Annotated in this window: 25 protein-coding genes; 12 read left to right on the forward strand and 13 right to left on the reverse strand. The window is 60.6% G+C overall.

Translation table 11 applies throughout. The features are described from left to right. The first annotated feature begins 55 nt into the window (after nucleotides 1-55). From BXU06_RS12670 to BXU06_RS12715, 10 genes are all read left to right on the forward strand, one after another. Nucleotides 56-607, forward strand: coding sequence for an alpha/beta hydrolase (locus tag BXU06_RS12670; RefSeq protein ID WP_077300215.1), 552 nt, complete (start codon nucleotides 56-58; stop codon nucleotides 605-607). Between the two features lie 643 nt (nucleotides 608-1,250). After that, complete coding sequence (paaX, locus tag BXU06_RS12675; protein ID WP_077300218.1) at nucleotides 1,251-2,195, forward strand: phenylacetic acid degradation operon negative regulatory protein PaaX; 945 nt, start codon at nucleotides 1,251-1,253, stop codon at nucleotides 2,193-2,195. Between the two features lie 371 nt (nucleotides 2,196-2,566). Beyond that, on the forward strand, nucleotides 2,567-2,821 hold the full coding sequence (locus tag BXU06_RS12680; protein ID WP_077300220.1) for a phenol hydroxylase subunit: 255 nt from the start codon (nucleotides 2,567-2,569) through the stop codon (nucleotides 2,819-2,821). A gap of 41 nt (nucleotides 2,822-2,862) precedes the next feature. Continuing rightward, a complete protein-coding gene (locus tag BXU06_RS12685; protein WP_077300223.1) occupies nucleotides 2,863-3,855 on the forward strand; it encodes a phenol hydroxylase in 993 nt (330 codons plus the stop codon). A gap of 12 nt (nucleotides 3,856-3,867) precedes the next feature. After that, nucleotides 3,868-4,140, forward strand: coding sequence for an MmoB/DmpM family protein (locus BXU06_RS12690; RefSeq protein WP_077300226.1), 273 nt, complete (start codon nucleotides 3,868-3,870; stop codon nucleotides 4,138-4,140). 23 nt (nucleotides 4,141-4,163) lie between these two features. Next, a complete protein-coding gene (locus BXU06_RS12695) occupies nucleotides 4,164-5,708 on the forward strand; it encodes a YHS domain-containing protein (RefSeq protein WP_077300229.1) in 1,545 nt (514 codons plus the stop codon). Between the two features lie 10 nt (nucleotides 5,709-5,718). Next, a complete protein-coding gene (locus BXU06_RS12700) occupies nucleotides 5,719-6,081 on the forward strand; it encodes a phenol hydroxylase subunit P4 (protein WP_077300232.1) in 363 nt (120 codons plus the stop codon). 205 nt (nucleotides 6,082-6,286) lie between these two features. Further along, nucleotides 6,287-7,348, forward strand: a complete 1,062-nt coding sequence (locus BXU06_RS12705) for an NADH:ubiquinone reductase (Na(+)-transporting) subunit F (RefSeq protein WP_077300235.1) — start codon at nucleotides 6,287-6,289, stop codon at nucleotides 7,346-7,348. A gap of 218 nt (nucleotides 7,349-7,566) precedes the next feature. Next, nucleotides 7,567-7,845: a type II toxin-antitoxin system RelB/DinJ family antitoxin gene (locus BXU06_RS12710; RefSeq protein WP_077300238.1), complete on the forward strand. Its 279-nt coding sequence runs from the start codon at nucleotides 7,567-7,569 to the stop codon at nucleotides 7,843-7,845. Next, nucleotides 7,817-8,146 (forward strand): type II toxin-antitoxin system YafQ family toxin, encoded by a 330-nt coding sequence (locus tag BXU06_RS12715; protein ID WP_077300241.1) that lies wholly within the window; start codon nucleotides 7,817-7,819, stop codon nucleotides 8,144-8,146. Before BXU06_RS12710 ends, BXU06_RS12715 begins: the two co-directional genes overlap by 29 nt. Before the next feature lie 94 nt (nucleotides 8,147-8,240). Here the strand turns inward: BXU06_RS12715 and BXU06_RS17465 are convergent, their stop codons facing one another. From BXU06_RS17465 to puuE, 6 genes are all read right to left on the reverse strand, one after another. Beyond that, nucleotides 8,241-9,029 (reverse strand): hypothetical protein, encoded by a 789-nt coding sequence (locus tag BXU06_RS17465; RefSeq protein ID WP_150125198.1) that lies wholly within the window; start codon nucleotides 9,027-9,029, stop codon nucleotides 8,241-8,243. 82 nt (nucleotides 9,030-9,111) lie between these two features. Continuing rightward, the gene (locus BXU06_RS12720) at nucleotides 9,112-9,342 is read right to left on the reverse strand and encodes an IS30 family transposase (protein ID WP_077300244.1); all 231 of its coding nucleotides are present in this window, start codon (nucleotides 9,340-9,342) and stop codon (nucleotides 9,112-9,114) included. A gap of 242 nt (nucleotides 9,343-9,584) precedes the next feature. After that, nucleotides 9,585-10,178, reverse strand: a complete 594-nt coding sequence (locus tag BXU06_RS12725; RefSeq protein WP_077300247.1) for a YigZ family protein — start codon at nucleotides 10,176-10,178, stop codon at nucleotides 9,585-9,587. A gap of 219 nt (nucleotides 10,179-10,397) precedes the next feature. Beyond that, entirely contained in the window at nucleotides 10,398-10,892 is a 495-nt protein-coding gene (locus tag BXU06_RS12730) for an ureidoglycolate lyase (RefSeq protein ID WP_077300249.1), read from the reverse strand. Next, nucleotides 10,892-11,923 (reverse strand): allantoicase, encoded by a 1,032-nt coding sequence (gene alc / locus BXU06_RS12735; protein WP_077300252.1) that lies wholly within the window; start codon nucleotides 11,921-11,923, stop codon nucleotides 10,892-10,894. The genes BXU06_RS12730 and alc overlap by 1 nt, the downstream gene beginning before the upstream one ends. A gap of 391 nt (nucleotides 11,924-12,314) precedes the next feature. Then, a complete protein-coding gene (gene puuE / locus BXU06_RS12740; RefSeq protein WP_077300255.1) occupies nucleotides 12,315-13,259 on the reverse strand; it encodes an allantoinase PuuE in 945 nt (314 codons plus the stop codon). Between the two features lie 46 nt (nucleotides 13,260-13,305). On the opposite strand from puuE, the gene gpt reads away from it, so the two are divergent. After that, nucleotides 13,306-13,827 carry a xanthine phosphoribosyltransferase gene (gpt, locus tag BXU06_RS12745; RefSeq protein WP_077300258.1) on the forward strand — a complete coding sequence of 174 codons (522 nt, stop codon included), beginning with the start codon at nucleotides 13,306-13,308 and terminating at the stop codon, nucleotides 13,825-13,827. A 1-nt stretch (nucleotide 13,828) separates the two neighbouring features. On the opposite strand, the gene BXU06_RS12750 is transcribed toward gpt, so the two are convergent. Together BXU06_RS12750 and uraH are read right to left on the reverse strand one after the other, a co-directional pair. After that, the gene (locus tag BXU06_RS12750; protein WP_077300261.1) at nucleotides 13,829-15,025 is read right to left on the reverse strand and encodes a urate hydroxylase PuuD; all 1,197 of its coding nucleotides are present in this window, start codon (nucleotides 15,023-15,025) and stop codon (nucleotides 13,829-13,831) included. Continuing rightward, nucleotides 15,025-15,378 carry a hydroxyisourate hydrolase gene (uraH, locus tag BXU06_RS12755; RefSeq protein WP_077300264.1) on the reverse strand — a complete coding sequence of 118 codons (354 nt, stop codon included), beginning with the start codon at nucleotides 15,376-15,378 and terminating at the stop codon, nucleotides 15,025-15,027. The genes BXU06_RS12750 and uraH overlap by 1 nt, the downstream gene beginning before the upstream one ends. A gap of 233 nt (nucleotides 15,379-15,611) precedes the next feature. On the opposite strand from uraH, the gene uraD reads away from it, so the two are divergent. Then, complete coding sequence (gene uraD / locus BXU06_RS12760; RefSeq protein WP_077302872.1) at nucleotides 15,612-16,130, forward strand: 2-oxo-4-hydroxy-4-carboxy-5-ureidoimidazoline decarboxylase; 519 nt, start codon at nucleotides 15,612-15,614, stop codon at nucleotides 16,128-16,130. Nucleotides 16,131-16,137: 7 nt separating this feature from the next. Here the strand turns inward: uraD and BXU06_RS12765 are convergent, their stop codons facing one another. The 5 genes from BXU06_RS12765 to BXU06_RS12785 form a co-directional block, all read right to left on the reverse strand. Further along, a complete protein-coding gene (locus BXU06_RS12765) occupies nucleotides 16,138-16,605 on the reverse strand; it encodes a cupin domain-containing protein (RefSeq protein ID WP_077300267.1) in 468 nt (155 codons plus the stop codon). 64 nt (nucleotides 16,606-16,669) lie between these two features. Beyond that, complete coding sequence (locus BXU06_RS12770; protein WP_077300270.1) at nucleotides 16,670-17,098, reverse strand: PaaI family thioesterase; 429 nt, start codon at nucleotides 17,096-17,098, stop codon at nucleotides 16,670-16,672. A 298-nt stretch (nucleotides 17,099-17,396) separates the two neighbouring features. Next, complete coding sequence (locus BXU06_RS12775) at nucleotides 17,397-18,479, reverse strand: macro domain-containing protein (RefSeq protein ID WP_216352472.1); 1,083 nt, start codon at nucleotides 18,477-18,479, stop codon at nucleotides 17,397-17,399. After that, the gene (locus tag BXU06_RS12780) at nucleotides 18,467-19,108 is read right to left on the reverse strand and encodes a DUF4433 domain-containing protein (protein WP_077300276.1); all 642 of its coding nucleotides are present in this window, start codon (nucleotides 19,106-19,108) and stop codon (nucleotides 18,467-18,469) included. The genes BXU06_RS12775 and BXU06_RS12780 overlap by 13 nt, the downstream gene beginning before the upstream one ends. Before the next feature lie 153 nt (nucleotides 19,109-19,261). After that, a complete protein-coding gene (locus BXU06_RS12785) occupies nucleotides 19,262-20,236 on the reverse strand; it encodes a LysR substrate-binding domain-containing protein (protein ID WP_077302874.1) in 975 nt (324 codons plus the stop codon). Between the last annotated feature and the right edge of the window lie 14 nt (nucleotides 20,237-20,250).

The raw sequence follows: 20,250 nt of genomic DNA on the forward strand, positions 1-20,250 counted from the left end.
CTTCTTCCCCGCCCTGAACGGCGGGGCTTGCCGCGCACTGGGTCATGAGAACGCCATGCTCGGTCTGGCAAGCAGCATTGCTGAACATATGGCTGTTGTTGTGGTGCGTTCCCCTTTGGCCATGGCCCCAGGCGCGTATTCAGCCTTCTCGGTGAGTTTCACCGCCGAGGGGCCCAAAATCGACGCCGCCGCCGCTGAAGCCAGCCGGCAAAAGCTCGTTCAGTTCATTCCCGAACTGCAATTGCGTTATGGCATGACCGCAGCGCAAACACTGATTGCCGGATTTAGCCAGGGGGGCATCATGTCGGCCAGCCTCGCGCTGACCGCCCCCCAATGCGTCCGTGGCTTCGCCCTGCTTTCCGGGCGCATTCTCCCGGAAATTGGCCCCCTCATTGCCCCGGCGGGAGATCTGAAGCACCTTTCTGCGCTGATCATCCATGGTGAAAACGATGACCGGCTGCCCTATTTCTGGGCCGAAAAAAGCGCTGCGCTGCTTCGGGAACATGGCATTCCATTCCGTCTGCAGCAGTACAAAATGGGCCACGAAATCACCCGCGAGGCAGCAACTGATTTTGCTGACTGGGTTTACCACAGTATTGGGCGCTGATTTTGGTAGCGGATCCGACCGTGATCCATACGCCGAAACCCTGCTCAATCCGCCTGTTCAGGCCACTGCCGCGAAATGAGCCCAGGGCAATCGCATGAATGCTTTTATCATGCACTTGACTGGGTTTTACCAACAACCAACAAGCCAGAGACTGTTTACACCGTCTTTACTTGTGGTGTTTTTAGACGGAATCATGGATAAAGAAGGCCAGTAGCAGCTGATATCCGTGTCGCTGTTAGGGACGCGCTGATTTATTCAGAAAAATCGTGTTTACCAAACAAAATCAACACCCTGGATTCCCGCCTTCGCGGGAATGACGATTTTTTCAGCGTATCCTTAGCAGCATTACGCGGTCCAGAAGCGGTATCTGTCCCAGCGGCTGAGGGATCAGGCGTCGATCGACAGGATGAGGCCGGCGTTGTTTGATGGGATAGCCGGACAGATCACCAAACGACGGCCTGACAAGCCCGCCCCGCAGCGCAAACCAAACCGAAAAAAGCCACGCCATCACCCCGAGCTTACAAATCAGCATTACTTGTAAGCCAAATGACTGTTTCCGCGGCAGTGCACAGCGCCCTCCCCCCGCACCGTCATATCCGGTTAAACTCTGGTTTTACCCGCCTGACCACACAGACTTCCTCCCGTGCTTTCTCCCATCCAGCAACGTCTTGAAGATTTTCGCCAGCAAGGCCGGGTACAGGCAGGCTCGCTGATCATTTCTGTCTTTGGCGACGCCGTGGTGCCCCGTGGCAGCCGCATCTGGCTGGGCAGCCTGATCCGCCTGCTGGAGCCGCTCGACCTGAACGAACGCCTGATCCGCACCTCGGTGTTTCGTCTGGCCAAAGAAGAATGGCTGCGTAGCGAGCCTTCTGGCCGGCGCACTGACTACCTGCTGGCCCCGTCTGGCCAGCGCCGCTTTGAAGAAGCCTCACGGCATATCTACGCCGCCAGCGCCCCGCAATGGGACCGCCGCTGGCGCTTGATCCTGCTGGTGGGCGAGCTCAGCCCGAAACAGCGCGAACAGCTCAAGCGGGCGCTGTTCTGGCAGGGCTTTGGCGTGCTGGGCAATGACTGTTTTGTTCACCCCGGTGTCGACCTGACCAGCGCCTTTGACGCGCTGATTGCCGAAGGGCTGGGCGAGGTGCTGGGCAAGCTCAAACCGCTGATCGCTGCCGACACCCCCTACGGCAGCGCCGCCAGCGATCTGGACATGGTGCACGGCGCGTGGAACCTGGACAAGCTGGCCACGGTGTACGCCGACTTTGTCAGCGCCTACCAGCCGGCGCTGGCGCAGCTGCGCGGCGACAACAGCCAGGAAATTGACGACGAAAGCGCATTCTTGCTGCGCATTTTGCTGATTCACGACTACCGCCGCCTGCTGCTGCGCGATCCGGAACTGCCGGAAGTGCTGCTGCCTGCCGACTGGCCAGGACAAAAAGCCCGCCAGCTGTGCCAGGAAATTTACCACCGCCTGTTGCCCGGCTCGGAGCGCCACCTCGACCGGCATTTTCAGCTGGCCAATGGTGACACCCCGGAAAGCGCCGTCAGCGTGTTTGCCCGCTTTCGCGCAGCGGACCCGCTGGGGTGACGGTGGCGTGGAAAATTCGACCGTGCCAATTTTAGGATACGGTTTTTCTGCCTGACGTCATCCACGCCGAGCGCACGGTCAGCCAGATGCCCCTGAGCGTACGGCCATCCCAACCCACCCTTCTGCCCCATGGCCCCCAGCCGGCAGCGCATGGGGCACGCAGCGCATGCCGCCCTGCGGCCCCGGCGCTGCACTGCACCATCCACAATCCCATGAAAAGTACCAGCCAATAGCGCTAACGTGCATTCACTCATATCTTAGTATTTGATTGAATAGCGCCTCACAGCAAGTGTTTTACCGCTTGCCCCTTCATCACTGCCCTAGCGGGCATGCAGGGGAAAATCATCGGAAAAAGACAAGCAGGAGGTGTTATGGCCACAGCCACATTCGATCCTGAACGCAAGTTTGTCCGGGTGATCGAGCAGCATGCCAACGGTTTGGTTGAATTTGAATTTGCCGTGGGCGAACCCGAACTGTGCGCCGAGCTGGTGTTGCCCCAGGCCGCGTTCAGCGCATTTTGCGCCAGCCATCAGGTGGTGTTTCTGCCATCCCGGCCTGCGCCAGCCGCCGAGCCCAGCGACTGGCAGTGGAATCTGCGCGACGCCACCCACCAGCGCTTTCGCTAACAGCCGGCGCGATCAATCGACAAGACAAGAGGAGACACAGCATGCAAATGGATTTGCGCACCGTCAGCATCACCCCGCTGCGGCAGACCTTTGGCCACCTGGCCCGGCGCATGGGCGCGGACAAGCCGGCGTCGCGCTACCTGGAAGGGACAATGGATTTGCAGCCGGTGGAAAACTACCACTACCGCCCCACCTGGGACCCGGCTCACGATATTTTTGACCCCCGCCACACCGCCATCCACATGAAAGACTGGTACGCGCTGAAAGACCCGCGCCAGTTTTACTACGGCGCGTGGACACTGGCACGCGGGCGGATGCAGGAAACCACCGAGGCCGACTTCAGCCTGGTGGACGAACTCGGCCTGGCCGCCAGCTATCCGGACGCCGGACGGCAGCGGGCGCTGACCGTGCTGCTGCCGCTGCGCCATGTGGCCTGGGCGGCCAATATCAACAATTCCTATGTGTCGGCCTACAGCTACGGCATCGCCATTTCCCAGGCGGCCATGTACGCCACCATGGACCAGCTGGGCGTGGCGCAATACCTCACCCGTCTGGGCCTGGCGTTCAACGACCTGGACGCGCTGACGGAGGCCAAACAGGCCTGGCTGCACGGTGCCGACTGGCAGCCGCTGCGCCAGTATGTGGAAGACCTGATGGTGGAAAAAGACTGGTTCGAGCTGCTGATTGCCCACAATTTTGTGCTGGATGGCCTGCTCTACCCGATGATCTACGGCAATTTCAACGACCTGCTCAATGCCGAATACGGCCCGGTGTTTTCCATGCTCACCCGCTTTCAGCGCGAGTGGCACGCCGAGAACCTCAAATGGGTCGATGCCGTCATCAAGGCCGCCGCCGCCGACAACCCCGACAACCAGGCACGGCTGTCTGGCTGGGTGCGCCAGTGGCGCGAGCGGGCGCAGGGTGTGCTGGCCCCGCTGGCCACGCTGGCATTTGCCGATCAAGCCGACAGCATTCTGCAAGAAGTGGTTCAGCAACTTGACGCCCGCGCCGCCAAAGCCGGCCTGACCGTATAAAGGATTTGATCGATGGCCTCCCACGCTTTTATTGCTTTTCAGAAAAACGAAGAATCGCGCTGCATCGTCGAGGCGATTGTTGAAGACAACCCCGGTGCCATCGTCAGCGACCAGCCGGCCATGGTGAAAGTGGACGTACCCGGCCAGCTGGTGATCCGCCGCGCCACCGTAGAAGACAAAATGGGCCGCGCCTTTGATCTGCAGGAACTGCAACTGCACCTGATCACCATTTCTGGCCACCTGGACGAAACCGACGACGAATTCACTCTGAGCTGGAACGCCTGATTTCGGCAACAAAGGAGACAACAATGGACATGAAAGTAGCCAAAAAGCTCGGCCTGAAAGAGCGCTATACGCTGATGACCCGCGACCTGGCCTGGGACACCACCTACCAGCCGATGGACAAGGTTTTTCCGCAGACTAGCTACGAAGGCATCAAGATTCACGACTGGGACAAGTGGGAAGACCCCTTCCGCCTGACCATGGACGCCTACTGGAAATACCAGGCCGAGAAAGAGCGCAAGCTGTACGCCATTCTGGATGCCTTCAACCAGAACAACGGCCATCTGACCGTCACCGACGCGCGCTACATGAACGTGCTCAAGCTGTTTCTGGGCTCCACCCCGCCGCTGGAGCTGATGGCGGCACGCGGTTTTTCGATGATGGGCCGGCAAATGGCCGGGGCTGGGCCACGGGTGGCTTGCCAGATGCAGGCGGTGGACGAATACCGTCACTTCCAGACCCAGATTCACTCAATCAGCAACTACAACAAGTACTACCACGGCATGGACGAGTTTGCCCACCAGCAATCACGCATGTGGTACTTGTCCGACGGCAAGTCGTTTTTTGATGACGCCATCACCGCCGGCCCGTTTGAATTCATGGTCGCCATCGGCTTTGCCTTTGAATACGTGCTGACCAATATCCTGTTTGTGCCGTTTATCTCTGGCGCGGCCTACAACGGCGACATGGCGGCAATGACCGTCGGCTTCTCGGCCCAGTCCGACGAAGCCCGGCACATGACCCTGGGCCTGGAATGCATCAAGTTCATGCTGGAGCAAGACCCGGACAACCTGCCCATCGTCCAGCGCTGGATCGACAAATGGACCTGGCGCGGTACGCGCAAGCTGGCCTCAGTGGGCATGATGATGGATTACATGCTGCCCAAGCGCATCATGAGCTTCAAGGAAGCCTGGGAAATTTACTTTGAACAAAACGGCGCGGCGCTGTTCACCGACCTGGCCCGCTACGGCATCACCATTCCCAAGTGTTTTGCCCAGACCATCGAAGAAAAAGAACACGTCACCCACCAAAGCTGGATCGGCTTTTACATGAAGCCGGATGCCACGCCGTTCCACACCTGGATTCCCTCGCCAGACGAAATGGACTGGCTGTCGGAGAAATACCCCAACACCTTCGATCAATACTACCGCCCGGTGCTGGAATACTTTGACCAGCAGGAAAAAGCCGGCAACCGCTTCAACAACCAAACCCAGCCGATGAACTGCCAGGTGTGCGTGTCCACCATCAAGTTCAACGAGCCGGGCGACCCGATGGAAATGTGCTTTCGCGAAACCGAATATCAGGGCGAGAAATACCATTTCTGTTCCGACCACTGCCAGGAAATCTTCGAGAACGAGCCGGAAAAATACGTGCAGACCTTTATCTCCTCGCACCAGGGCCTGCAGGGCAATTGTGAGCCGGATGGCGTGGATGTCAACGCGCCGGATTACCGTCCGGGCACCCACATGCGCGAATACTGGCGGATGGACCCGCGCGCTTCCGGCGACTTCAACGGCTCGGAAGACCAGAAAAACTTTGCCCAGTGGCGCGACCAGGCCACCAAGAACTGAGGAGACTGCCATGACCCTGCTGAAAACCCTGGCCGACTACGATTTTCCGTCACGCGACGCGCTGGAAAACTACCAAGGCCGCCAGCTGCTGTACATCAACTGGGAAAAACACCGGATGTTCTCGCGCCCGTTTGTGCTGGCGCTGCCGCCGGACACCCCGTTTGCCCAGATCATCGACCAGCACATGGCCGGCTGCTTCAGCTACCACCCCGACTGGGCGCAGATTGACTGGCACAGCGTGCAGTGGCTGAACGGACGCACCCCGTTCACCCCCGACCGGGACAAAAGCCTGCGCGACAACGGCATCGGCCACAAAGACCTGATCCGCCTGATTACCCCCGGCCTGAATGGCATTGCCGGCAGCGGTTACTAAGGTGCTGCCAAGGATACGCTGAAAAAATCGTCATTCCCGCGAAGGCGGGAATCCATGACTTTGATTTTACTGGATTTTGCTTTTGGCAAACACGATTTTTCTGAATAAATCAGCGTGTCCTTAGCGGCTCTAAATCTCTCACCTCGCCCGTGCGTGCGCGGCCCATGCCGACAGCACGCGGGCGCATCCCCCTGCGGAGACCCCCATGAGCTATGAACTCACCATCGAACCGCTTGGGCGCAGCATCGACGTGGAAGAAGGCCAGACCATTCTCGACGCCGCCTTGCGCGCCGGCATCTACCTGCCCCACGCCTGTGGCCAGGGCTACTGCGCCACCTGCAAAGTGTGCATCACCGACGGCGAAGTGGACCACGGCAGCGCCTCCAACTTTGCCCTGATGGACTACGAGCGCGAAGAAGGCAAGGCGCTGGCCTGCTGCGCCCGGCTGGAATCCGACATGACCATCGAAGTGGAAATGGACCTCGACGCAGACGCCCGCGACATCCCGGTACGCGACTTTTCCGGCGTAGTCAGCCGCATCGACACCCTCACCCCCACCATCAAGGGTATCTGGATCACCCTGGATCACGGTGCCACGCTGGATTTTCAGGCCGGCCAGTATGTGAACCTGCACCTGCCCCATGAACTGGGCCACCGCGCCTTCTCGCTGGCCAACGCACCCTCGCGTGGCAATGAAATCGAACTGAACATCCGCCTGGTCCCCGGCGGTGCCGGCACCAGCTGGATCCACCAGCACCTGAAAGTAGGCGATCCAATTACCGTCTCTGGCCCGTATGGCCGTTTTTTCGTCCACAAATCAGCCCAACTGCCATCCTTGTTCATGGCCGGTGGCTCCGGCTTGTCCAGCCCGAGATCGATGATCCTCGACCTGCTGGAACAAGGCAGCCCCCTGCCCATCACCCTGGTATACGGCGCACGCCACCAGGCCGAGCTGTACTACCACCAGGACTTCCTCGACCTGGCTGCGCAACACCCGCACTTCACCTACCAGCCCGCCCTGTCCGACGAACCCGCCGACAGCGACTGGACTGGCTTTCGCGGCTTTGTCCACGAAGCGGCCAAGGCGCATTTCAACAACGACTTTCGCGGCCACAAAGCCTACCTGTGCGGCCCGCCAATCATGATCGAAGCGTGCATCACCACGCTGATGCAGGGACGCTTGTTCGAGCGGGATATTTACACCGAGAAGTTCTTCTCTGCCGCAGACGCGCAACAGGTGCGCAGCCCGTTGTTCAAGCGGGTGTGAGGGGAAGCGCACGGCACAGCAGCATCAATAGGGGAGTGACAACGGCGCAGACGAGAGGGGCTGCGCCGTTTTTTTGTGAATCATGGCCGGTATGTACTGGTTACATTTTTTCGAACATCCCGATGGGGCGTCAACCAACCGAGAGAGCAGTGCTCATCTTGCGATTGTGGATTGTCTGAGCTACATTGTATCTCAGACAATCGCATCAGGAGGCCAATATGGCTGCCACCACCATGGTTCATGTCCGCGTGGACGAAACCCTCAAAGCGCAGGCGACGGAAACGCTGGCCTCGATGGGCCTGACCCTCTCCGATGCCATTCGTGTGTTCCTCACCCGCGTTGCCGCCGACAAAGAACTGCCGTTTGCGCTCAAGGCACCAAACGCCGCCAGCCGTGTCGCCATCGCTGAGGCCAATGAGATCATCAACAGCCGCCGCACACACTTTGCCACTGCAGATGACTTGCTGAATGCGCTTGAAGAAGCCAGCCGAAAGTAAGCGAGCGACATTCCCGCGCGCATCGGATTACACCAAATCTTTTCTTAAAGACTGGCAGCGCCTGTCTCACTCTGGCCGTTACGACATGAACCGGCTAAAAGAGGCCATGATGCTGCTGGTCGCCAACAATGGGCCACTGCCGCCGGAATGGCTCGACCACCCGCTGACGGGCGACTGGGCGGGCCATCGTGAATGCCACATCGGCGGCGATTTCCTGCTGATCTACACCCTGGACGACTCAGGCAAGAACGGACTGGTTGTTTTTGTGCGCAGCGGGACGCACGCCGAGTTGTTCGGGTGACTCATACACCAAGCCATGCTGGCTCTGCTCTCAGAGTGCTTTATAGTAACCGCAAAATTAATACGCAATTTTCATTAGAAACCCAGAAGGCAGATCACTTGTCAGGAGGAATATCATCAATAGCCACAATTCTACTTGGGCAAACAATTTCTCCAAAAGAATTGAAGCAGCCGAATGATTTACCCGAAGCAGTGACAACATCCTCGCCATCTTTGCCATCTTCTACATCATATAAATAGGTTGCTGCATCAGCTAGTTCAGATTCACCTGCCTCCGCCCAAAAAGAAACAACATATGGCTTGGTGATGGATTGGAAGCGCTGCATTAGAAGCTCCCAATTTTCTCCTAAAAGCTCACCAGCAATCTCCTCAACGGCTTCTGGCCTGTTATAAAAGTCATGAAAAATGCCGTGCTTATTAATGACAGAGTCTTTAATTAGAAACCCATACGGCCCATCATGCATGGCATTGTCTTTCTTTACCGAAGATGACCACTCAAAAGGGTTTTTCCCTGTTTTTGTCAAGCCTACGGCCAACTCTGACAGAATAGGACGAAGCAACTCTAATGCGCGACTTCTGGTAAGAATTCCTTGCGTTTTAAAAGATGCTATATCGCCTGTTCTTGTCCCATGAAACCACTTGGTATGCGTATGATTTTTAGGCTCCCCAAATTGCCCGCACAAAGCCTGGTAGATATTTGGGTCCAGAATTTTTTCTGGGCCTGAAGCCTGTTGCTTTTGTTTTTTTGTGGATTCAACGATTGACCTCAAGAATCCGATGAGCACTATCTCATTGATGCCAAAAATCGCTGCCAACGATTTCTTGGCGGAAGAATAAGTTGAGCAGTCGAGCATGTGCCCCATTGTTAAAATCGATTGTGACATATTAAGATAAATTTACCGTTGAATATCAATTTTTCTTTGTAGGGTGAGTTCAAAAAGTTAAGCGCAACAGTCAATAGGCAAATCAATTCAATAATTCGACTCCCTCAAACAGCATTCTGGGCGTCTTCCAGCCCAGCCGCTTTCTGGGGCGATTATTCAATTTTCTTTCTACTTCCGCCAGTTCGTCACGCGTCACCTTCCTGAAATCCGTCCCCTTCGGAAAGTATTGCCGGATCAGCCCGTTCAGATTTTTGTTGCAGCCGCGTTGCCACGAACGGTACGGCTCAGCAAAAAAGCACTGAATCCGCCTCATCCCTTGACTCTTCAAATGAGTTGGAAACCGTCCACAAAGCCCATAGAGGGAGTTTTGGGGTTTATGACCCCCACGGCACCGACCGAACACCAAAAAGCAATTGTAACGGGGTTTTAACACTGCTTTATGGAAATTTCCGTGCGCTACTGGACGCGGACCGTTGCCGTTCTGTTTGCACTTTTCCCGAAAAGGCGACTGTCGGTCAGCTTGATTTACCCAACAACATTCACCACCTCCCGCCCCTAAACCCCCTCCCCCAACCAAACCACTCGCCCCTGCCCTGCCTCATTCAGCCGGGCAATCAACGCCGGCACTTCGTTTTCCGCCAGCCGGAAAACACAGCTTACCCGCTCGCCGTGCTCGATGCGGGTCAGGTTCGCGCCCACCGCCTCGATTTCCCGCCGCAGCTGGCCTTCCAGCGCGTAGGGCAGTTCGCAGCTGAGCTCGCGCTGCTTAACGATGGGGATCTTGCGGGCGTCGCGCAGGGCCTGGGCGATGCTGTCGGTGTAGGCGCGCAGCAGGCCGCCGGCACCGAGCTGGATGCCGCCGTAGTAGCGCACCACGCTGGCCAGCACGCCGTCGAAATCCTGGTGGCGCAGCACTTCCAGCATGGGGCGGCCAGCGGTGCCGCTGGGTTCGCCGTCATCCACTGCCGCCGATTGTCCGCCGGCGAGCAAGGCCCAGCAGACGTGCGCGGCACCGGGGTGGGTGACGCGCAGCTGGGCCACGATGGCCTGTGCGCTGGCGCGGTCGGCGACGGGTTGCACGCAGCCGAGAAAGCGGCTTTTTTTGATTAGCAGTTCGCTATGGACGGCAGCGGCGAGGGTGTGGGCCATGGGCGGAAAACAGGGTGAGGGCGGAGGGTGTCGGTATTTTACGCCGTCCGGGCGGTCTGGTTTGCCTGCTGGTGTTCTGCCTGATGTGCCTGCCTAACGCCATGCTGAGAGCCGCTAACAAAACTCAGCGCAGCGGCCCTGGCTAGGCGTGCGGCCGCAGACAGTACAAGCAGTACGGCAAGGCCGCACAACGACGCCAGGGGGTTTTGTTAGCGGCTCTTAATCCAGACTCAGCCTGACCGCTGGGTCAATACCCACTTCATCGCAGTTATCGCCCGGCCCTGAACGGTCAATCACCAGAAAATCGCCAATTGCATTGAGCGCCAGCAGCGGATGGTGCCAAACACCGGGAGCGTAGTTCACCCCCTGGCCGGGTTGGGCGAGAAAGGCACGCAGATCGTCCGCGCCGGGGGCTGGGCCGGGGCGGGCCACTACCACCAAGTAGGGCTGCTGGCCAAGTGGCATGAAGGCCTGCGACCCCAGCGGGTGGCGTTCCATCATGCTGACCACAAAGGGCAGCGTGCGCGGCTGGCCGCGAAAAATGCTGACAATCAGCCTGCCGTCCGGGCCGGCATCCAGCCTGGCCAGGTCATGGTAGCGCGCGGTATTGCCGGCGTTGATGGACAGGCACTGCGCGGCGGCGTCAGCCGCGATGACTTCGCCAAAGGGCGCGAAGGCGGCGGCGGTCAATGCTTCGGGAACGAGCGTGTTCATCAGGCCACCTTGCCCCACAGCCGCAGCCGCGATACCCCGCCATCCGGATGGATGTTAAAGCGCACATGGCTGACCACGCCCAGCGCAGCGATGCCTTCACGGAACCCATGCTCGGCGTCCATCGACAGCGACGTTTCGCCAATCAACGTGGGCCAGAACATGCTCTGGGTAATCACCGATTGGTCGGTGCCGCCGTCCACAAGCGCCGCCTGCATGGAAAAACGGTCTGGGTAATTGCCCTTGAAGTGGGCGGTGTCCACCTCGATGCGCTCAATCACCCCCGGCGCGCCCAGTTCAATAATGCACCAGTCGTGCCCCGGCTCGCGTCGGCGGCGGGTTTCCCAGCCGTCGCCCATATTCACCCCGCGCCCCGGTGCCAGCAGATTGGCCGCCTGGCCAAAGTGGGCATCGTTCCAGGCCAGCGCGCGACCGCCGTTGATTTGCGCGGCCAGGTCGGTCAGCCCGTCCGGGCCGGCGCTGATTTCCGCCGGGCGGCCATACACGCGCAGCCGGGCCACGCCGCCATCCGGGTAGATGTGCACACGCAGATGGCTCCACACCCCGTCGTCTACCACCGCCAGCAGGTGGTGGCTGTCGCCGCGCAGACTGGTGGAAGTCAGCAGCGGTGTCCAGCGGGCGTGTGCCAGCACGTCGGGGTTGTCGCTGGGGCAGTCGGTGGCTTCGATGGCGATGGCCGGGGCGTAATTGCCGGTGAAATGGCTGGTGTCCACGTCAAAGCCAAACACCCGGCCACGCCGCGCCAGGCCGATGATGCTCCAGTCATGGCCTGGCCCGCGCTTGCGCCGGGTTTCCCAGCCGTCCATCCACTTGCCGTGGGCATCGTACTGGCCGGGCACAAACACCGCCGGTTCCGGGTTGAGCATGCGCGCCAGCGGGGCAAAAAATTCGTCGCTGGCGCACACCGCGCGCGCGCCCAGCCGGGCATCGGCCAGGTTGATCCCCCGACGCGCCCAGTCGGGCAAGTCTACAGCGGTGGCCACCCGCACGGCGGCAGAAACAGGATGACTCATGGCGTGTTCCTCAATTCAGTTTAATCAGGTGCCCGTGTCGGGCGGGTTATTAAATTTAGTTGGTGCAACTGGCCCACACCGTGGCAAAGGTCACGGCAGCTCGCCGTGGTGAGGTCTGGATTCCTGCCTGCGCGGGAATGACGCGGTGGGGTGCGGCGGGTGGTAAATGTCGTTCACGGATGCACAGATGCTGCGAGTAGCCGACTGATCGCACTATCCACACACACACCATCGCTGTGCACCACACCGGGTGTTTTACCCACCACCGCGTCGCCCCCGCGCAGGCGGGGGCCAAGGCAAACATCCACAGCGTGCCGCCGGTGAAATCTCGTTGACCGCTGTTTGTTGCGTGACGATACCGCCCCACGCCGTGGCGCGTGCTCAGCGGCGCTTAGCGCGCTGTCGGCGCATAGGGATGCACCTCACACCAATGGCGGGCAATATCCACCCGGCGGCACACCCACACTCGCTCATGGCTGGCGATGTAGTCCATAAAGCGGCGCAGCGCGGCAAAGCGGCCTGGGCGGCCAAGCAGACGGCAGTGCATGCCCACCGACAGCATTTTGGGCGCTTCGTCGCCTTCGGCGTACAACACGTCAAAGCTGTCTTTCAGGTATTGATAAAACGGCTCGCCGTGGCTGAAGCCCTGCGGCAGGGCAAAGCGCATGTCGTTGGTGTCCAGGGTGTAGGGCACCACCAGGTGCGGCGTGGCCACGCCGTCGCTGCGGGTGACTTCGGTCCAGAACGGCAGGTCGTCGCCGTAGTAGTCCGAGTCGTACAGCAGGCCGCCGTCGTCCACCACCAGCCGGCGGGTGTTGGGGCTGTCGCGGCCGGTGTACCAGCCCAGCGGGCGCTGGCCGGTGAGCGCGGTGAGCGTGTCCAGCGCCAGGCGCATGTGTTCGCGCTCGGTGGCTTCGTCGATGTGCTGGTAGTGAATCCAGCGCCAGCCGTGGCAGGCGATTTCATGGCCCAGCTCGACGCAGGCGGCGGCCAGCTCGGGGTGGCGCTGCATGGCCATGCCGACGGCAAATACGGTCAGCGGCCAGCCACGGCGCTCGAATTCGCGCAGGATGCGCCACACCCCAGCGCGCGAGCCGTATTCGTAGAGGGATTCCATCGACAAATGCCGCTCCGGGTAGCTGGCCGGGTTGAACATTTCCGACAGAAACTGCTCGCTGCCGGCGTCGCCGTGCAGCACGCAGTTTTCGCCGCCTTCTTCGTAATTGAGCACAAACTGCACGGCAATGCGCGCCTGGCCCGGCCAGCGGGCGTGTGGTGGGGTGCGGCCATAGCCGCGCAGGTCACGCGGGTAATGTGGGTCGGGTCTTTGGTTCATTCGGCTTGCCCTCTATACTGCCGGTTTGTTGAGTGAGGAATGAAGCATGGAACACGCTGCCAGCAGCCCCTACCGTGACGATGTGGTGATCTCCTGGCCGGAACTGCACCGCGATACCCGTCGGCTGTGCCACCAGTTGATGGCCAAGGGGCCGTTCAAAGGCATTATTGCCATCGCCCGTGGTGGGCTGATTCCGGCTGCGCTGGTGGCGCGCGAGCTGGAAATCCGCCTGATCGACACCATTTGTGCCGCCAGCTATGAAGCCAGCGACGACGACAGCGCACAAACCCAGCGCAAGCAGGTGCGCATTCTCAAGGGCATCGAGCACGACGGCGAAGGCTATCTGCTGATCGACGACCTGGTGGACACCGGCAACACCGCCAAGGTGATTCGTCAGCTGCTGCCCAAAGCCTACTTTGCCACCCTGTACGCCAAGCCAATGGGCCGCGAGGTGGTGGACCTGTGCGTGAAGGAGTTCAGCCAGGACAAGTGGATTTACTTCCCGTGGGATATCGATTACCAGTTTGTGCCACCGATCAAAAAACGGCTGGATAACGGCCAGGCCTGATTCAGCGCAAAAATCCCCCCGCCGCCCAGCGCGCCAGCAGCGCGCGCTCGGCGTCGGTCATCTGGGTGACATTGCCCAGCGGCATGGCTTTCAGCCGCACCGCCTGGTCCACCACACGCTGACGCTGGGCGTACAGCGCTTCGTCGCTGTCCAGCGTCAGCCCGGCTGGCGCGGCAGCCATCAGCGTGGGCGCGCTGGCGTGGCAGGCCAGGCAGCGCGCGGCAATCACCGGGCGCACTTCCGCCAGCGTTGGCACCGGTGCGCTGCCTTGCGCGGCTGGGGCGGGGGGTTTTGGTGCCAGCCAGATAAACACCCCCAGCAGCAGCGCGGCACCCGCCAGCGGGTAGCGCCAGGCCAGCCGGCCATGGTGGCGTAAATTGAAAAAATGCCGGATCAGCACGCCAGCCAGCAGAATCAGCGCCAGCACCAGCCAGGCCTGCGGGTGGGTGTAGGTCAGCGCGTAGTGGTTGGAGATCATGCAGAACAACACCGGCAAAGTGAGGTAGTTGTTGTGTACGCTGCGTTGCTTGGCGCGCTGGCCGTGGATGGGGTCGGGCGCGTCGCCCCGGCGCATGGCGGCCACGGTTTTTTTCTGGCCGGGGATAATCCAGAAAAACACATTGCCGCTCATGGTGGTGGCCAGCATGGCACCGACATGAATAAACGCCGCCCGGCCCGACAGCCAGTGCGTCAGCCCCCAGGCCACCGCCACCACAAAGGCAAAGTACAGCGCGGCAAACAGCAAAATCGAACGGCGCATCAGCAGTCGGCACAGACCGTCGTACACCAGCCAGCCGCCGGCCAGCGTGGCCAGGCCCAGCGCCACCGCCTGGCCAGGTGACAGCGCCGCCTTGGCCGGGTCGATCATATAGCTGTCGGCCTGGGCGTAATACAGCACGCTGATCAAGGCAAAGCCCGACAGCCAGGTGGAATACGATTCCCACTTGAACCAATGCAGCTCATCCGGCAGTTGCTTGGGGGCCACCAGGTATTTTTGTGGGTTGTAAAACCCGCCGCCGTGTACCGCCCACAGCTCGCCGCCCACGCCTTTTTCCCGCAAGGCCGGGTCAGTCGGCGGGCGCAGGCTGTTGTCCAGCCAGACAAAATAAAACGACGAGCCAATCCAGGCGATGCCGACAATCAGGTGCAGCCAGCGCAGCAGCAGCGAGGCAATTTCCAGCCAGTATCCGCTGTCCATCAGCTGCCCCGATAAGTGGAGTAGGCCCACGGCGACACCAGCAGCGGCACATGGTAGTGGCCGGCGGGGTCGGCCACGCCAAAGCGCAGGCACACCACATCGACAAACGGCGGCTCGGGCAGGGTCACGCCCCGACCGCGAAAATACTCGCCTGCGGCAAATTCCAGTTCGTACACCCCGGCCAGCAGGGCGGCGTCGGCCAGCAGCGGCGCGTCGGCGCGGCCATCGGCATTGGTGTGGCCGTGGGTCAGCGGCTGGCGTGCGCCAGCGTCAAGCCGGTACAGGGTGTAGGCAACGCCGGCTGCCGGGCAGCCGTGGGCGGTGTCAAGGGCGTGGGTGGTCAGGCGTCCCATGGGCGGCTTTCGCAAAACAATGTTCGATGCGCCTGATTATAGGGAGCTTGCCGATGGGCGGGGAGGCATGAGGACTATTGCGGTTTGCGCATAACCCCACGGAATGAAGCGTTTGCCCCGGATCGGTGCGGTCATATATCGCCACGGGCAAGAGCATTATATCCCGCCGCCGCTTGCCGAATGGGCGGGCAAGTTCGTAGGCTAGCAGCATGAACCACAGCCTGGCCACTGATATGCCTGCTTCTTTGACTCTTGCCCAACTGTCCGCCCTGGACGGCGAGGATTTTGTTGCCGCCGTCGGCGCGGTGTTCGAGCATTCGCCGTGGGTGATGCGCCGCGCCTGGGCACGCCGCCCGTTTGCCGACCGCGCCGCGCTCACCGCCGCGCTCACCGCCACCTTGCAGGCCGCCAGCCGCGATGAACAGCTGGCGCTGATGTGCGCCCACCCGGAGCTGGCCGGCAAGGCGGCCATTCGCGGTGAACTGACGGTGGATTCCGCCCGCGAGCAGGCCGGCGCTGGGCTGAACGCGTGCAGCCCAGCGGAGTTTGCCGAGTTGCAGGCGCTGAACCTGGCCTATCGCCAGCGCTTTGGCTGGCCGTTCATCATCGCCGTCACAGGCCTGAGCCGGGCAGATATTCTGGCCGCCATGCGCCAGCGGCTGGGGCACGCGCCGGAAGATGAATTTGCCGAGGCGCTGACCCAGATTGTGCGCATCGCCAATATCCGGCTGGATGCGCTGCTGACGGCGTGAGCCCCCGTCAGGCGGCTGGCCACTGCGGTTTGCCCTGAGGCACGCCATCGGCCACCCCGCCGGCTGGCTCGCTGCCGTCCTTCACCTGCAACACAATAAAATACATCGGTGCCTCGCCAGCGTTGCGGTAGGCGCGCGAGCCGCCAGGGGCAACGCGCACCACCGAGCCTTCGCCCACGGCAAACACCTCGTCATCCACCATGAACTCCCCCTGACCACTGAGGAACAGGTACACCTCTTCGTTGTCGCGGTGGGCGTGCAGAAACGGCATGCTGAACCCCGGCGGAAAACAGTTGTACGACATTTCCACTCCGGTCAGGCGCAGGGCTTCCTTGATGAAAACCTTGCCGGGCACTTCCCGGCCATTGAGCGCGGGCGCGCTGAAGCGGTAGTTGAGCAGTTCGGCAAACGGGCCAAGGTGGCCGACGCTGAAGTGTGCGCCATGCTGGGTGGGAAACGCTGCGGTCTGGGACATGTCGGGCTCCTGAGGGCGAGGAAGGGGGGTGCGGACGCACCAGCGGGGCTGGCGTGGTAGGCGCTTATCTGGGCCACAAGATCATCTGTGTGCAACGAAACAGCGCCAGCTTGCGTCCGCTGGCTTCGTCCGTCACCACCGCGTCCCACACCTGAGTGGTACGCCCCAGATGTTGGGCGGTGGCAATGCAGGCCACCGCGCCTTCGGTGACGGTGCCCAGGTGATTGCTTTTCAGCTCAATGGTGGTAAACGACTGCGCGCCCTCGGGCAGGTGGGCGATGGTGGCGTAGCCACAGCTGGTGTCCGCCAGCGCCACCACACTGGCCGCATGCAGAAATTCATTGGGCGCGATATGCAGTTTCTGGATGGGCATGCGGCTGGTCAGCTGACTGGCGGCCAGCTCGGTGATTTCAATGCCGAGATAGCCCGGCAGATATTCCTTGCCGCGTTCGTTCAGCAGCGCAACGCTGATGTCTGGGCGTAATAGGGCCACGGTGATCTCCTGGTTGGGGCGTTAAGCGCCGCTAAGAAACGCGGGCCAGGCTGTGCTCTGCCTGGCCCGCTTACCCACAGTCTGCCCTGGCCCCCTGCCTGGCGACAGTGGCAGGATTGCCATTTTCAGGGTTGATCTTGCCAGTGGCGTGCCAGCGTGCCCTGCTTCGCGGCCTGTTTTGCTATCCGCGATTGCACGCCTGCCTTCTGCTACATGGTCGGCATGCCGATGGCTCCACCAGCAGGTGTGGCAGCCAAGACATCACGCGGGAGAGATCATGAAGGGCCTTGTCGGCGCATCAGGCTGATCTGGCTGCGTCGTAACGTAAACGCGTCAACGCAATCTCCAGTGCACGATCGTTAAATAGCCGGACTTTGCGCGCCGCTGCGTCGGGGCCGCCTTGCCAATGGCGCAGACCCTCGCGCAGCGCTGGCACAGAGGGGGGAACACCGTTACGACACAACAGCCAATCTACCGTGGCCAGCAATTCCATGCCAAATGGTGACTCAAAGCCATCAATCAGCGTAGCGCTAGCCTCCAGCGCGGGAGTGTACTCACTGGCTTCGGTTTTCAGATAGGTTTGCAATACGGTTTTGCGGCTATCGTCAAACCAGATCACATCCAGGGGACTTGCATCACTGATACGTTTTTCGCAGTGCAGATAGCTGCCATCCAGCCCTGTCAGCAGATGGCGCAAACGGTCAGCGTATGGCCCATATTTGTGCGCTTGAAAGCGTAGATCCAGGGATGGCAGGCCAAACTGTGCAATCTTGCGCTCCAGAAACCAGGCAAGCTTCTGAATTTCCAGCAGGCTGCATTCCATACCAGGCACCCAGTAGCGCCGCACCAGTTCGGCAATTAAGGCGCGTGCGGGCGTGAGGTGTGCAACGCCTGTGCGTTTGGCGATATTCTGGTACTGCCTGGTGGGTTCAAACACCAGGATGTCGATATCGAGATCACCCAACGCTGCTTCAATGCATGGCCTGACTTCCGCCCAGTCCAGTCCGCCATGACCGGCCCCCAGTGGAGGAATCGCGATCGACTTGATCTGGTTTTCCAGCAAAAAGCGACGCAAATCCTGCAAGCCCTCTTCCACCCAGCTCAACTGCGACGGTGAGCGCCAGTGCTGTTTGGTGGGAAAGTTCACCACCCAACGAGGCCCTTCCAGTTCGTTGACCTGGGTGATGAACATCTTGCCGGTTTGTACTTGCTGCGCTTTGCATGCAGCGGCGTACAAACGAAAATTGTCAGCAAAGCGCTCTTTGAACATCAGCGCAATGCCCTTGCCCATGACGCCCACGGTGTTGACCGTGTTGACCAGCGCCTCGCTGCGGGCCTCCAGTAAATTACCTTGTGTAAACGTAATCATCAGAAATACCACCCTGTTCGAACATGCACCGGCAGATTGAGCTGACGGATTTGCACGGCCTGTTCAATGTCTTGCTTCAGTGTTTCGGTGTAGCACACGATGCCAAGTAATCCATTGACAGGCAGATGCTGATGAACCAGCGCTTCAGCCTGGTAACGCTCGAATTTGGCAGGATCATCCGCATCCCGTTTAAAATCTCGTCGCTGCAACAGCGGCCAGTCAATTTTATCGAGGTCGGCGAGGTTGGAATAAAACTGTGCCCATTGGTAGTAGGCATGGCTATCGGTAAACAAACACGACACACCTTGCTGCTGCAGATGATGCATGCTGGAGACCAGAATCACGATCTCGTCATTTTGCCGTTTCTGAACCCCTCTGCCCGTATGGATATTGCTCAGCATTGGCGAGAATGGGGTGAAGTAGAACGGCACATAGTCGTTCAAAAACCCACCGGGTGGCAATGGCACGGGATGGGTGGCGCGTTTGCCGATCAACTCTGGATGGCCAATGCTCACCCACTGCAAGGCATGAATGGCACTGTTTCCGCAGTGCAGGCCATGGTCCAGAATCCAGGGCAGATTATCGCGATGAACGATGCGCCAGATCAGGGCTTTTCCCGGGTTGAGGCTGGTATAGCGCATGGCAGATGAACTGGCTGACAGCCGTCTCCATTGTGGTTGGGCCAGCGGTGGTGGCCTGCGCACCATTGTACTGCAGCACGGCTATTTGCCATGACTGGTTTTGACGCTTCAACGGGCGCGCTGAAACGCATGCCAAACCCACCCCGCCCGTGTTCAGGCGCGGATGCGCTGGCGCTGTGCGGGTGCCGGTTGTTGTAGGGTGTCCACGGTTTCACGGATGACGTCCACCACTTGCTCGCGGAACCAGCGGCACTCCTCGCCGTGGTGGGCGCGGTCGTGCCAGAGCAGGTAAAAACGCATTTTCGGGAAGGGTACCGGCGATTCGGCCATGCACAGCTCGCCCAGCGAGCAACAGTGCTCGGCAAACAGGCGCGGGGCGGAGAACAGGATGTCGTTTTGCAGCAGCACATACGGTGCCAGGCTGAAGTAGGGCACGCTGGCCACCACCTTGCGCTTGAGCCGGTCGCGCGCCAGCTGCATGTCGATCACCCCGCGCTGGCCAACGGCGTAGGGGGTGGGCACCAGATGGTCGGCGTTGAGGTAGTCTTCCTGGCTGAGCGGGCGTCCGGCCAGCGGGTGGCTGTTGCGCATCAGGCACACCACATCGTCTTCAAACAGCGGGGCCAGGCGCAGGTGCTCAGGCGGGTTGGGCCAGTTGCCGATCACCACGTCAAGCTCGCCGGATTCCAGCGCGTGGGTATAGTCGTAGTCGGGGCCAAACGAGTGCAGGGCCACCTGCGCCTGCGGGGCCAGCGCCCGAAAACGGGCCACCAGCCGGCCAATCAGGATGGCATTGAGGTAGTCCGGGGTGGCGATATTGAACACCCGCTGCGACTGCGCCGGGTCGAAGCGGAACTGGCGCAGGCCAATGGCTTCGATTTGCGCCAGCGCCACCTTGACCGGCTCCAGTAGCGCCTGGCCGCGTTCGGTGGGGGCCATGCCGTTGCGGCTGCGCACCAGCAGCGGGTCGCCGGTAATGTCGCGCAGGCGGCGCAGTGCGGTGCTGACTGCCGGTTGCGACTGGTTCAGCCGGCGCGCGGCATTGGACACGCTGCATTCGGTGAGCAAGGCGTGCAGCACCTGCAGCAGGTGTACGTCGATGGATTTCCAGGAACAGTTGGCGGCCATGTTTTCCCCGTGGT

It is taken from the genome of Aquaspirillum sp. LM1 (assembly GCF_002002905.1).
Taxonomy (GTDB): domain Bacteria; phylum Pseudomonadota; class Gammaproteobacteria; order Burkholderiales; family Aquaspirillaceae; genus Rivihabitans.

Bases quoted from the DNA above. Each gene is read 5' to 3' on its own strand.
- BXU06_RS12670 (WP_077300215.1), top strand. From the start codon at position 56: ATGCTCGGTCTGGCAAGCAGCATTGCTGAACATATGGCTGTTGTTGTG.
- BXU06_RS12680 (WP_077300220.1), top strand. From the start codon at position 2,567: ATGGCCACAGCCACATTCGATCCTGAACGCAAGTTTGTCCGGGTGATC.
- BXU06_RS12685 (WP_077300223.1), top strand. From the start codon at position 2,863: ATGCAAATGGATTTGCGCACCGTCAGCATCACCCCGCTGCGGCAGACC.
- BXU06_RS12690 (WP_077300226.1), top strand. From the start codon at position 3,868: ATGGCCTCCCACGCTTTTATTGCTTTTCAGAAAAACGAAGAATCGCGC.
- BXU06_RS12695 (WP_077300229.1), top strand. From the start codon at position 4,164: ATGGACATGAAAGTAGCCAAAAAGCTCGGCCTGAAAGAGCGCTATACG.
- BXU06_RS12700 (WP_077300232.1), top strand. From the start codon at position 5,719: ATGACCCTGCTGAAAACCCTGGCCGACTACGATTTTCCGTCACGCGAC.
- BXU06_RS12705 (WP_077300235.1), top strand. From the start codon at position 6,287: ATGAGCTATGAACTCACCATCGAACCGCTTGGGCGCAGCATCGACGTG.
- BXU06_RS12710 (WP_077300238.1), top strand. From the start codon at position 7,567: ATGGCTGCCACCACCATGGTTCATGTCCGCGTGGACGAAACCCTCAAA.
- BXU06_RS12715 (WP_077300241.1), top strand. From the start codon at position 7,817: ATGCGCTTGAAGAAGCCAGCCGAAAGTAAGCGAGCGACATTCCCGCGC.
- BXU06_RS17465 (WP_150125198.1), bottom strand. From the start codon at position 9,029: ATGTCACAATCGATTTTAACAATGGGGCACATGCTCGACTGCTCAACT.
- BXU06_RS12720 (WP_077300244.1), bottom strand. From the start codon at position 9,342: ATGAGGCGGATTCAGTGCTTTTTTGCTGAGCCGTACCGTTCGTGGCAA.
- BXU06_RS12725 (WP_077300247.1), bottom strand. From the start codon at position 10,178: ATGGCCCACACCCTCGCCGCTGCCGTCCATAGCGAACTGCTAATCAAA.
- BXU06_RS12730 (WP_077300249.1), bottom strand. From the start codon at position 10,892: ATGAACACGCTCGTTCCCGAAGCATTGACCGCCGCCGCCTTCGCGCCC.
- alc (WP_077300252.1), bottom strand. From the start codon at position 11,923: ATGAGTCATCCTGTTTCTGCCGCCGTGCGGGTGGCCACCGCTGTAGAC.
- puuE (WP_077300255.1), bottom strand. From the start codon at position 13,259: ATGAACCAAAGACCCGACCCACATTACCCGCGTGACCTGCGCGGCTAT.
- gpt (WP_077300258.1), top strand. From the start codon at position 13,306: ATGGAACACGCTGCCAGCAGCCCCTACCGTGACGATGTGGTGATCTCC.
- BXU06_RS12750 (WP_077300261.1), bottom strand. From the start codon at position 15,025: ATGGACAGCGGATACTGGCTGGAAATTGCCTCGCTGCTGCTGCGCTGG.
- uraH (WP_077300264.1), bottom strand. From the start codon at position 15,378: ATGGGACGCCTGACCACCCACGCCCTTGACACCGCCCACGGCTGCCCG.
- uraD (WP_077302872.1), top strand. From the start codon at position 15,612: ATGCCTGCTTCTTTGACTCTTGCCCAACTGTCCGCCCTGGACGGCGAG.
- BXU06_RS12765 (WP_077300267.1), bottom strand. From the start codon at position 16,605: ATGTCCCAGACCGCAGCGTTTCCCACCCAGCATGGCGCACACTTCAGC.
- BXU06_RS12780 (WP_077300276.1), bottom strand. From the start codon at position 19,108: ATGCGCTATACCAGCCTCAACCCGGGAAAAGCCCTGATCTGGCGCATC.
- BXU06_RS12785 (WP_077302874.1), bottom strand. From the start codon at position 20,236: ATGGCCGCCAACTGTTCCTGGAAATCCATCGACGTACACCTGCTGCAG.